Annotated in this window: 13 protein-coding genes; 10 read left to right on the top strand and 3 right to left on the bottom strand. The window is 49.5% G+C overall.

Annotated elements, in window-relative coordinates; translation table 11 throughout:
- Positions 1 to 9: 9 nt before the first annotated feature.
- Positions 10 to 549 carry a L,D-transpeptidase family protein gene (locus ACJJIZ_RS00620; protein ID WP_413664192.1) on the bottom strand — a complete coding sequence of 180 codons (540 nt, stop codon included), beginning with the start codon at positions 547 to 549 and terminating at the stop codon, positions 10 to 12.
- Positions 550 to 730: 181 nt separating this feature from the next.
- On the opposite strand from ACJJIZ_RS00620, the gene bioD reads away from it, so the two are divergent.
- The gene (bioD, locus tag ACJJIZ_RS00615) at positions 731 to 1,429 is read left to right on the top strand and encodes a dethiobiotin synthase (RefSeq protein WP_413664193.1); all 699 of its coding nucleotides are present in this window, start codon (positions 731 to 733) and stop codon (positions 1,427 to 1,429) included.
- A gap of 65 nt (positions 1,430 to 1,494) precedes the next feature.
- Here the strand turns inward: bioD and ACJJIZ_RS00610 are convergent, their stop codons facing one another.
- Positions 1,495 to 2,094 (bottom strand): 3'-5' exonuclease, encoded by a 600-nt coding sequence (locus tag ACJJIZ_RS00610; protein WP_444914900.1) that lies wholly within the window; start codon positions 2,092 to 2,094, stop codon positions 1,495 to 1,497.
- Between the two features lie 160 nt (positions 2,095 to 2,254).
- Between ACJJIZ_RS00610 and ACJJIZ_RS00605 the strand changes: the two genes are divergently transcribed.
- The 7 genes from ACJJIZ_RS00605 (at position 2,255) to ACJJIZ_RS00575 (ending at position 8,529) form a co-directional block, all read left to right on the top strand.
- Positions 2,255 to 3,352: an amino acid--tRNA ligase-related protein gene (locus tag ACJJIZ_RS00605; RefSeq protein WP_444914899.1), complete on the top strand. Its 1,098-nt coding sequence runs from the start codon at positions 2,255 to 2,257 to the stop codon at positions 3,350 to 3,352.
- Positions 3,349 to 4,239: a hypothetical protein gene (locus ACJJIZ_RS00600; RefSeq protein WP_444914898.1), complete on the top strand. Its 891-nt coding sequence runs from the start codon at positions 3,349 to 3,351 to the stop codon at positions 4,237 to 4,239. Before ACJJIZ_RS00605 ends, ACJJIZ_RS00600 begins: the two co-directional genes overlap by 4 nt.
- A gap of 83 nt (positions 4,240 to 4,322) precedes the next feature.
- Positions 4,323 to 5,330: a S66 family peptidase gene (locus ACJJIZ_RS00595; RefSeq protein ID WP_444914897.1), complete on the top strand. Its 1,008-nt coding sequence runs from the start codon at positions 4,323 to 4,325 to the stop codon at positions 5,328 to 5,330.
- A 142-nt stretch (positions 5,331 to 5,472) separates the two neighbouring features.
- On the top strand, positions 5,473 to 5,787 hold the full coding sequence (locus ACJJIZ_RS00590) for an HIT family protein (protein ID WP_413664198.1): 315 nt from the start codon (positions 5,473 to 5,475) through the stop codon (positions 5,785 to 5,787).
- A 118-nt stretch (positions 5,788 to 5,905) separates the two neighbouring features.
- Entirely contained in the window at positions 5,906 to 6,271 is a 366-nt protein-coding gene (locus ACJJIZ_RS00585; protein WP_444914896.1) for an HIT family protein, read from the top strand.
- Between the two features lie 175 nt (positions 6,272 to 6,446).
- Positions 6,447 to 8,228, top strand: a complete 1,782-nt coding sequence (locus ACJJIZ_RS00580; protein WP_444914895.1) for an acyl-CoA dehydrogenase C-terminal domain-containing protein — start codon at positions 6,447 to 6,449, stop codon at positions 8,226 to 8,228.
- Positions 8,229 to 8,337: 109 nt separating this feature from the next.
- On the top strand, positions 8,338 to 8,529 hold the full coding sequence (locus tag ACJJIZ_RS00575; protein WP_413664201.1) for a DUF3094 family protein: 192 nt from the start codon (positions 8,338 to 8,340) through the stop codon (positions 8,527 to 8,529).
- Here the strand turns inward: ACJJIZ_RS00575 and ACJJIZ_RS00570 are convergent.
- A complete protein-coding gene (locus ACJJIZ_RS00570) occupies positions 8,526 to 8,996 on the bottom strand; it encodes an EVE domain-containing protein (RefSeq protein ID WP_444914894.1) in 471 nt (156 codons plus the stop codon). The genes ACJJIZ_RS00575 and ACJJIZ_RS00570 overlap by 4 nt on opposite strands.
- A 121-nt stretch (positions 8,997 to 9,117) precedes the next feature.
- Here ACJJIZ_RS00570 and ACJJIZ_RS00565 point away from each other — a divergent pair, with 121 nt between their 5' ends.
- Together ACJJIZ_RS00565 and ACJJIZ_RS00560 are read left to right on the top strand one after the other, a co-directional pair.
- Entirely contained in the window at positions 9,118 to 10,206 is a 1,089-nt protein-coding gene (locus ACJJIZ_RS00565; RefSeq protein ID WP_444914893.1) for a sensor histidine kinase, read from the top strand.
- Between the two features lie 4 nt (positions 10,207 to 10,210).
- Positions 10,211 to 11,026: a LytR/AlgR family response regulator transcription factor gene (locus ACJJIZ_RS00560; protein ID WP_413664204.1), complete on the top strand. Its 816-nt coding sequence runs from the start codon at positions 10,211 to 10,213 to the stop codon at positions 11,024 to 11,026.
- The last annotated feature ends 124 nt before the right edge of the window (positions 11,027 to 11,150 follow it).

Raw genomic sequence — 11,150 nt, 5'->3', positions numbered from 1 at the left:
TTGAAGAGATCAGGGGTAGATGTCGATAGGGATTGGCGTCTTCACCAGAGCCCAGATTTCGTCCATTTCACGATTGGAGGCCACGGCGATACATCCATCGGTCCAGTTGGTGCGGCGCAGGTGCCTTTCCATGTAGGACCACTGGGGCTTGATACCGTGGATCATAATGTCACCGCCGGGACTGACCCCCATTTTGGCTGCCCGTGCACGGTCCTGCTTGTTGGGATAGGACACGTGGATTGAACGGTAAAAGCGGCTGTTGGGATTCTTCCAGTCCAGTGTGTAGCGGCCTTCAGGGGTGCGCTCGTCCCCCTGGCGAACTTTGTGTCCCCTGGGGTTATCCCCAAAAGACACGGTATAGCTTTTCACGACACGGCCGTCCCGTATCAGCTGCATGAGTTTCTTGGACTTATAAACTACGACGTGGTCAACGGGATCGACTTTCGCTGAAGCAAAGATTGGCACCAGCAGGAGCAGGGCAAAGGTCAGGTATCGCATGGTCTTTAAGCAGTTCGGGTAGTTGTCGGTTATTTCGCAATGACACCGCATCCCTGCTGTCTGTCCCCTTTAAGAGGGGGTTATTGTGTGAGCGCAACCCCGTGCCTTCTTATCGATGTACGGCTTGATCTGTTCAAAATTTGCGCTACCGGGTTAATTTATCACCATCTGAGTGGCGTGAAAAGTCACGTTATGAAAAAAGTTAACTTTTATTGGAGGAGGGGGTTAGGCCTTGGCAAAAACCTATTTTATCGCCGGTACTGACACCGAGGTCGGCAAGACATATGTGAGCGCCGCACTGCTATCGGCAGCGGCGGAGGCAGGCTTGCAAACGGCGGCAGTGAAGCCTGTGGCATCTGGATGTGAGCACACGGATGATGGCCTGCGCAATGAAGATGCCCTTTTGCTCCAGGAAGCGATGACTCTGAAGCTGCCTTACCAGCAAGTAAACCCCTTTGCCCTGGAGCCCGCTATTGCTCCGCATATAGCGGCCGCAGAGGTGGGTAAGCAGTTAAATGTTGCGCGGATGGCTGGCGTCTGCCGGGGAGTGATGTCTGCAGGGGCCGACCTGGTTTTGATCGAAGGTGCTGGTGGCTGGCGCACCCCGTTGGGCCCAAGAAGCTTTCTGTCCCAGTTGCCCCGGGAACTAAACCTACCGGTCATACTCGTGGTGGGCATGCAACTTGGCTGTATCAACCATGCATTACTCACGGTAGAGGCAATCCGCCGCGATGGGCTTCCGTTAGTGGGTTGGGTAGCCAACTTTGTGCGTGGTGAGGGTATGGCTCGCGCAGAGGAGAATCTGCATACCCTTAAGGCTCTACTGCCGGCTCCTCTTCTAGGCTCCCTTCCATTCGATAGCGCCGCGAACTATCGCAATGCTGCCCAGTACCTGGATATCGATGGGTTAATTGCCCAAGCCGATCACTGATGGGGCGGTAGGGTAAGGAGAAGACGCAGAATGCTGTTCTTACAAGGTGATATTACTAGGCCTGATTATATCTGATTTAAAAAACTAGTTCGTAGGGCGATATCATTTTCCAAAAGTTGGGCGATATTTCGTGTGTCATCGATACCGGAATGCAGTCGCCCTCTAAATGTAAGCCCCGATAATTTAATAGCCTTGGCTAGGTTGACCCGGTGTCCTTTATTGTCAGCGAATATTTGCTTCACATTAATGTGAGGCAGGTACTGTAAGGGGTTTGCTATTTCCTTTCTGCCTGTTTCCATGCGCAATTGCCATGCATCAAAATTTCCCCAGCTGCCCCATGCGGCTAATTCATAGTTGGAAAGCCAATCTTTGAATTTATCCAGTACCCCGGGTAACAACGAGGCCTTATCAACCTGCTCCTGAGTAATACCCGTTAATTCGGTACAAAATAGTGTCAATTTCCTGTGAAGAAAGGGTTTTACGTAAAGCTGCCTTTCATCTAATTGAACAAAAGCTTTTTGTGTCAAACTTCCCACTATCGCACCCAACTCTATGGTTTCGGCTTCCTCTGGAGGGAGGGGTGGCTCGTTATCACAAGTACATTCGAGATCAACCAAAAGGATACAGGTTTGATTCTTCATCGTTAATTGAGAAGCTTTTTGCAAGAATATTCATGACAATGTTTAATTTATAGTCTATGTAGTTATTTGGATAAAGCTGGCGTGATTTTCTCTAATTTTTCATTATTTCCTGACTCGGTTATTGCCGTTATTGGATTTGCGTTATTGATTTATTAAAGGGGGAAACAAAACGCGCAGCAAAAATTTGTATCGTCCAGCAGTAAAAAGTAGATGGATATATTCTTATGGGGATATCTCTTTGATTGGGGTTGGGAAATTGACTACGAATGAGCATACAAATGGCTGGCAACCACCGATTCTTGAAGATCCCAGCAGATACTTGAAACTAGCAAATAATCCTTGGTTTAACTTGCTGGTAGATTTGCAAGACATACTTACTCGAGAGACAGCAATGTTCTGGCGAGGCCAGGGAATTGGAACCGTTCACTTACCTGTTACGACTGGTAGTATTTCGAGCCCAGTTGGGCTGGGAAGTGACTCAATTCCTGTGAGTATTCAATTAAATGGTCAGGAAACATATCTAGCCGACTCCATGCAGTTTCAGCTTGAGTTGTGTTGTCGAATGAAGCCCCGAGGCGCTTATTATCTAATGCCGTCATTTCGTGGGGAGGACTGGGACGCTACACATCTCTGCCAGTTTATGCACAGCGAGGTAGAAATTAGTGGGGACTTGGCTGAGGCTATGTCTTTGGCTGAGGGGTATATCCGCGCGCTCAGCAAAGCGATGCTTAGAGAGCAAGCTGAGTCGATTACACGAGCAGCCGGCAGTCTAAGTCACTTAGAGTCAGTGGCAAACGGAGATTTAACTTTTAATTCTGTTACTTTTGATGAGGCCGCCAAGCTTCTTCAGGACAAGCCTGAGTTTATCGATAAAACTGATTACGGGCGAAATCTTACTAGAGCGGGAGAGCGAGAGCTTATCAGAACTATTGGCCCCTTTGTTTGGGTTACCAAGTGGGATCATGGGGTTGTTCCCTTTTATCAAGCCATGGATAAAAATGGCTATAGCGCATTAAATAGTGATCTCTTATTTGGGTGTGGCGAAGTGGTCGGTTGTGGCGAGAGACATGTTGACGATTTGGCTGTTCTCACAGCTATGAAGGTGCATGGGGTAAATCCAGAATCCTATAAGTGGTATACGAATATGAAGCGGGTTTATCCATTGAGAACTGCTGGGTTTGGCATGGGTGTTGAACGATTTTTAATGTGGGTGCTCCAACACGATGATATTCGAGATCTTCAAATATTGCCTCGCAGAAACGGATTTGAATTGTCACCATGAGTTCTTCCGATAGGGACCCTTCAAGTTACAATATTTCTAATCAGGTAAGAATTAGCTCACTGGGATTAGCTGAAGATAGAGTACCTCAGCACTTACACCCCATACTTTCATTTATCAATTCATGGGCAAATGGACAAGATGCACCAGTGACTATAACTATTGGTGGAAGCATCGCATCTGGCGAAGCCGATGCTTTTAGTGATTTGGATGTCACGGCAGTCTATATGTCGACTAATCCACTCAATAGGGCCAGAGCTGAATTTGAGCAGATGTTCACACAGCATTTTAATATTTGCGTGACATTCTCTGCTGTGCATGCAGGAATTCCAAGTTTACTTGTTTTCTATACTCGACAAGATGACTGGATTGTAAAGTTAGATATAAGTTTTTTGTATTGTGCAGATCCTCCCTGCTGTATCCAAGAACCATTCATCGTCTTGCGTAAAGATATTCCTATCAACCAAAACACCATGCCTGATACGGAATCAATGTCAGTGCAGGATATTATTCCTCGTTATTGTGGATGGCTTTGGTATACATTTGCAAAAATTAAAAGAGGTGAGAGTCTGGCTGCTTGTGACTCTCTCGCCTTTACACGTAAACATGCCATTATCCCACTTATTCAACAGGCTACAGGTGTTAAATTACAGGGGGATCGGCGATTAGAGCAGCGATTGCCGACCGACTGGGTAGAACAACTTCATAACACTCACCCTCGTACTTTGAAGCCTGAGGATCTTTATTTGAGTCAAGCTAGCCTTCATCAAATTTTCCTGCGAGCGGTTAATGAAATAGGAAAGTCTGATTTGTTACTAGAGGAGCAAAAATATAATCAGCTTGTTGATGTGTTACGACGGCAGGGGCTAACCATTGACTGGCCTGAATAATGATGCAATGTCGGTAAACTTTGGGCGCTCTGGGCATAAGCCCAGAGAAACAATGTTCGAAATGAAAAGTTCACGCTATCAATATGAATAACAGGTTTTATCCTAAGTTAATACCGGGAAAGGCGATAGCAATATATTCACCCTCTTCAAATGTAGCAAGTGAATATCCTGACCGATTAATTCGGAGCGTCAAAGCCTTGGAGCGAACCTTGAATACAAAGGTTGTACTGCCGGAGCAGGTGTGCTTTTCAAGAGGATTTACGGCAGGGACTGCATTGGAGCGGGCTCAGGCGTTTGAGAGTTTATTACTCGATCACTCGATTGCGGGAATCATGTGTTCAATTGGAGGATTCAACTCAGCTGAAATATTAGAACACTTGAATCGAGATATTGTTTGCCGATACCCCAAAGTGTTAATTGGCAACAGCGATGCGACAGCCTTGATTTTAGGTATTTTTAGTTTGAGTGGATGGACTACTTATTTTGGCCCCACGCTGTTACCCCAGTTTGGCGAATACCCTCAGCCTTTTGCTTTTACGATCGAGAACCTTTTTTCTGCCATCGGTAATAATGAGACCTTGACAGAGCTAAGAGATCCTGCTGCATGGACTCGTGAATTTACTGACTGGGGTGAAAGTCCGCAACGGCGTCGTTTGATGGGAAAAGACAGTCACCGAATAGTTTATCGAGAAGGGCTGGGTGAGGGGATATTGTTTGGAGGGAATATAGAGACGCTAAATATGCTTGTGGGTACGCCATATCTTAATATCCCCTCAGATATTATTTTTTTCTGGGAGGCCCACGCTGAAGAAGCGCGACTAGAGAGGGTTCGTCGTGCCCTTACCCATTTGCGTCAATCAGGGATACTCTCTCACGTTAGAGGTATGCTTATTGGACGCTCGCCATATTGCACTGATATAGCCGGCGTCACGCTAAAAGATACGGTTCTTGAGGCTTGTGCGGATTTCGACTTTCCAATAGTGGCGAATCTAAGCTTTGGGCACACAGATCCCATGTTGACTTTACCAATCGGTGTTTTGGCTAATGTTTGTGTAATGAAAGGTAGTGAGGCCCGTATCACAATTGTCTAACTTACTTTTATCAAAACAGGGATGCCCATGCGGTTATTGCTTGAGTACCCCGGGGGAGAGGTCGCAATTTATTGTCTGCCAAAATGATGTTGCGACCGCACTAATACCGATACGGCCGAGAATTAGGGGGAATGTGGTGGTGGTGCCTCACGTCTATCATACGGATTTTTCCACATTCAATCAGAGTGAGTTCCGCGATCTATTTAAGTGTGTCAGGGAGTCTACTTTTGCAGTAGAAAACCTCTATGATCCTGATGGCACCAATGTCTGGTGTGATTGGGGGGAAATTACGGGGCGATCCTATCTTCACTTAGTTTGGGAGATTGTCCCCAGGAGTGACAGGAAAGCGGGTAGAAAATATCGCTATACGGATATTTTTTCGTGTCCGCAATGGAGTTCGCCGGAGAGGGCGAAGGAAGCTGCACGTCTACGCGGTGCTCTCAATTTCTCGAAATAACCCCTATTATAAAACGATCATAACTTGTATTGAGTTTGCTGTGCCTTATACGTTTCGAGTTCGAAGGCCGTGCCCGCTATGTACACTGATGCATTCGAATGTTCCGCTGGTAAAGGAGATGAAGCACGCTTGCCTGGCGGTAAATCCGAGGCAGCGCAGTAAAGGCGCATTGTTAGTAATCCCTTCTTGGCACACGAATCATTTTACCGCTTGTGACTCGGCAGTTTTATCAGATGTCAGCAATTTGATCCTAACGGGTGTTGATATTCTGCGAGAGGCATTTCAGCCAGATGGTATTCATACATTCTGCAATTCTGGAGTGTCCGCAGGCCAGTCTGAAGATCACATGCATGTGCAAATCATCCCGCGATATGCAGATGAGCCCTATTCATTTGTACCCAGTGATGAGATTCCACTATTAGCTGAGGATAAGTTAGCCGAACTCGTCAGCGTTCTACTGCGAAGGAGCGCCAATGTAGACTAGCAGCAGTTTTTTCAGCCGGCTCTAGTGAGCGGTACAGCATCCATTCAACAGATTGTTCCCACTCTTTAGAACTGAGTGCTTGTCAGGTTCCTCAAAGCCCGAGACTGTTGACATTAGGGCGCTTCGGCCCTAGATTCAAACGAGCGTTTGAAACACTTGAATGAGGACCGGGAGCATGGCCGACTATAAGGCGCCACTAAGGGAGATGAACTTCCTACTTCACGAGGTATTTGCTGCGGAAAAACTCTGGGCGGAATTGCCCGGGTTGGCTGGAGCGGTAGATCGTGAGACCGCAGATGCGATTCTCGAAGAGATGGCCAAGCTGGCTGCCAACACCCTGGATCCGATCAATCGCACTGGCGACGAAGAGGGCTGCCAGTGGAATGACGGTGTGGTGACCACGCCGAAAGGCTTTAAAGAAGCCTATGCCACCTTCTGTGAAGGCGGCTGGGGTGGACTGCTGGGCAACCCGGAATACGGCGGCATGGGTATGCCGAAAATGCTGGGCGCTCAGGTTGAGGAGATGATCAATGCTTCAAATATCTCTTTTGCACTCTACCCGGTTCTGACTAACGGCGCCTGCCTGGCAATTGATGCCCACGCCAGTGATGCGCTGAAAGAAAAATACCTGCCCAAGATGTATGAGGGAACCTGGGCTGGTGCCATGGGCCTTACCGAGCCTCACGCCGGTACAGACCTGGGTATTATCCGCACCAAGGCCGAGCCCCGTGGCGATGGCAGCTTTAGCATTAGCGGCAGCAAGATCTTTATCACCGGCGGTGATCAGGATCTGTCCGAAAACATAATTCACCTGGTATTGGCAAAATTGCCAGACGCACCCAAGGGACCGAGAGGCATCTCGCTGTTCCTGGTGCCCAAATACAAGGTGAACGAAGACAACAGCATCGGCGAGCACAATGATGTGAACTGTGGCTCGATCGAGCACAAAATGGGTATCAAGGCCTCCGCTACCTGTGCGATGAACTTCGACGGCGCCCAAGGCTGGCTGGTCGGCGAGGAGAACAAAGGACTCGCGGCCATGTTTACCATGATGAACTACGAGCGTCTGGGTGTCGGTATCCAGGGCCTCGGCGCTTCAGATCGCTCCTATCAGAATGCTGTTGAATACGCTCGCGACCGTATCCAAAGCCGCTCTCCAGCGGGCGCCAAGCAGCCGGAGAAAGCCGCAGACCCCATCATTGTGCACCCGGATGTGCGCCGTATGCTGCTTACCCAAAAAGCTTTGGTGAATGGTGGCCGCGCCCTGTCCACTTACGTGGCCAAGTGGTTGGATATTTCCAAGTTCGGCGAGGGTGAAGAGAAAAGGAACGCGGAGAATATGGTTGCCTTGCTGACCCCGGTAGCCAAAGCCTTTACTACCGATATGGGATTGGATTGCACGATCCTCGGTCAGCAGGTCTTCGGTGGCCACGGTTATATCCGCGAATGGGGCCAGGAACAGTTGGTACGCGATGTGCGTATTACCCAGATCTATGAAGGAACCAATGGTATCCAGGCTCTGGATCTGGTGGGCCGTAAGACTGTAGCCACTGGCGGTGCTCTATTCGAATTGTTTGCTGCAGATGTACAGGGCTTTATCGATGCCCAGATTGATCGAGAGGAAATGGCAGAGTTTATCCAGCCGCTCATCGCTGAGATGCAACGCCTGGGTGAAGCAACTGAGAATATGGTTGCCGCCACTCAGCAAGACCCCCACGCACCGGGTGCTGCCTCTGTAGAGTACCTGCACCTGTTCGGCTACGTCGCTTACGCCTTTATGTGGGCGAAAATTGTGTCTGCGGCGCTGCCGAAAGCGGAAGCGGATAGCTTCTACAGCGGCCAGATAAAGACAGCGCGCTTCTACTTTGCTCGCCTGTTGCCACGTACCCAGGCATTGGCCGGCAGTGTCAATGCAGGCAGCGCTAGCTTGATGGACTTGGAGGAAGAGCTGTTCTAACAGCCCCCAAAGAAAGTGTTAAAAAGCCCCGCATCGCGGGGCTTTTTTGTGGAGCTGTAGAAAGCTTTCTCCTAAACTCAGGGCACAAAAATAACGAGCGAAAGTGCCCATGTTAGATCCCTCCGAAAAGAAACTCTCCGATGAAGACCAAGCCAAGGTCGATAAATACCTGCAGTCCGGCATCAACAGTGTCGAACGCAAGCCTTTCCGTCCCTGGGTATTGTTACTAGGCTTGTTAGCGTTATTGACGCTGCTATCGTTGCTGAGCCTGTACATCGCCCAGACAAAAGGTATCGTCTAGCGCGGCGTGGAGCTTCCCAAGTGCTGGAGTAGCTGCCATTCGTCACCGGAAACTGGCTGGATAGACAGGCGCCCCTGTTTTACCAGCACCATCTCTGCTAACTGGGGGATGCCCTTGATTTCTGCGAGGGGCACCGGCCGCTGGAACTCACTTCGCCAGCGAATATCGACGCAGTACCAGCGCGGTTTATCCTCGCTGGACTTGGGGTCAAAGTACTTGCTTTCTGGGTCGAACTGGGCCGGATCGGGGTAGGCAGAGCGAACCACTTCGGCGGAGCCCACAACTGCCGGCACCTTACAGGCACTGTGATAAAACAGCACGCCATCTCCTTCCTTCACCTTATCGCGCAAAAAATTGCGTGCCTGGTAATTGCGGATACCATCCCAGCGACCGCAACCGCTGGATTCGGCAGCGAGGTCCTGAAGGCTGTATTCATCGGGCTCAGATTTAAATAACCAGTACGTCATGCGGCAGTTTGTCTCTTTGCTGCGCCGGGTGGTGTTTCGCCGGCTTTCGGCGCCATTTAGTATGAAGCTGCCGATTAGTGTCAAATCGGCGCATAGATTTTTACCCAATAAGCGGGAGATTATGGGAAGCAAAACACTTCAGTGGCTCTCACAGAAGCTGGCCAGTCGTCGTTCACAATACTGGGCCCTGCAGCTCTCTGGTTGGGGGGGCTATACGCTGTTGACCTTTGTAGGTAGTTTTTTTTGGGTGAATGACCACTGGATTCACTCTGGCTACATCATAGTTGCCACTACTGCGGGAGTTGTTCTCAGCGAGAGCATGCGTTTGGGTTTTCACCGCCTGTGGAGTAAGCCTCCAGCGCTGCGATTAATAGGTTCTTTATTGCTGGTAGTGATGGCGGCGGTGATTTGGGCGGCAATAAAGTTCAGCGGCTCCCTGTGGCTGTATGGTCACGATGGTGATGAGCACCCGGCACTCCTGGCCATCTATTGGTTCACCTATTCATTTCTGATTCTGATGACCTGGGCGGCGCTCTATTACGGCATCAAGTATTACCGCTCCTCTCAGGCGCAGCAGGAGAAGGCGTTGCGGGCGGAATCAATGGCGCATCAGGCTCAATTAAAAATGCTGCGTTACCAGTTGAATCCTCACTTCCTGTTTAACACACTCAACGCAATTTCTACTTTGATCCTCGATAATGACGGGCGTACGGCCAACAATATGGTGACGCGCCTGTCCCAATTCTTGCGCCACTCTCTGGATAATGACCCTATGCAGAAGGTCACCTTGGCGAAGGAAGTTGAGGCGCTGATGTTGTATCTGGACATTGAGAAGGTACGCTTCGCCGATCGTTTAGGGGTGAACCTGGATTTACAGGGGGAGTCGCCCCAGGCTCTGGTGCCGAGCCTGCTACTGCAACCGCTGGTTGAAAACGCGATCAAATACGGGATTTCACAGCTGGAGTGGGGCGGTGAGATTGGCATCAAGTCACGGGTTTTCGCCGGCGAATTGTTATTGGAGGTCAGCGATAACGGCCCCGGCATGTCGGAAGAGGAGCTGCGCCTGATTGGCAAAGGCTACGGAGTGGGTATTCGCAATACCTGTGAGCGCCTTAAGGCCCTTTATGGCGATGACCAGAGAGTGCGTTTCCGCAACCGCCCAGAAGGGGGCTTGTCGGTAAATATTCGTATTCCCTTTGAACAGGAATAAAGAGATGAGTGGAGTAGAGACCCTGAGGGCGATCGTTGTCGATGATGAACCCCTGGCTCGTCGCGGTTTGCGGCTGCGCCTGGAGCAGATGGCTAATATCGAGGTGGTTGCAGAGAGCGGCAATGGTCGCGATGCGTTAGACAAAATACTGGAGCTGAAGCCCGATGTAGCATTTGTGGATATCCAGATGCCTGGCGTAAACGGTTTGCAACTGGTTCAGTTGATTCCGGTGGACTCTCTACCTCATGTCGTTTTTGTCACGGCCTACGACCAGTATGCGGTAGAGGCTTTTGAAATCAATGCGGTGGACTACGTATTAAAACCCATCGAAGAAGAGCGCTTGGAGTTGGCTCTTACCCGAGTCAGGGAACAGAGAGCTAACGCTGATATCGCTAACCAACGAGAGCAATTACTTGAAGCTGTTGCCGATTTGACCAAGGAATCCCCTGAGGTGCTGGAGCAGAAGCTGGTTAGCGGGCAATTTGCCGGCAGTGCCTATCCGGACAAAATTGCAGTGAAAGATGCGGGCAAAATAACTTTGGTGCCCTCCAGTGAAATCGACTGGATCGATGCTGCCGGTGATTATATGTGCGTTCACGCTCGGGGTGAGACCCATGTGATGCGTATCACCATGAAAGAACTGGAGCAGCAGTTGGACCCGAAACTTTTCCAGCGCATACACCGTTCAACCATCGTCAATTTAAGTCGGGTAAGGGAAATACGTGCCCATATTAATGGCGAATACCATCTGGTGTTAGATAGCGGTGAATGTTTAAAAATGAGCCGCAGCTATAAAAATAAAGTCCAGCACTTCCTCTGATTCATAACTTTTATATGGCTCTCGGTTGAGGCAGCAAAGCAGCTGGGTTTTTCAGCTATAGCGCTGCCTCTAAATACATGGATTTCATTTTGTGAATTTGTATTTTATTTCCGGCGAATAAACG

Source organism: Microbulbifer maximicatervae (SeqCode), from assembly GCF_052467225.1.
The sequence above is the reverse complement of the archived record's forward strand: the minus strand, read 5'-3'. Positions and strand labels throughout refer to the sequence as shown.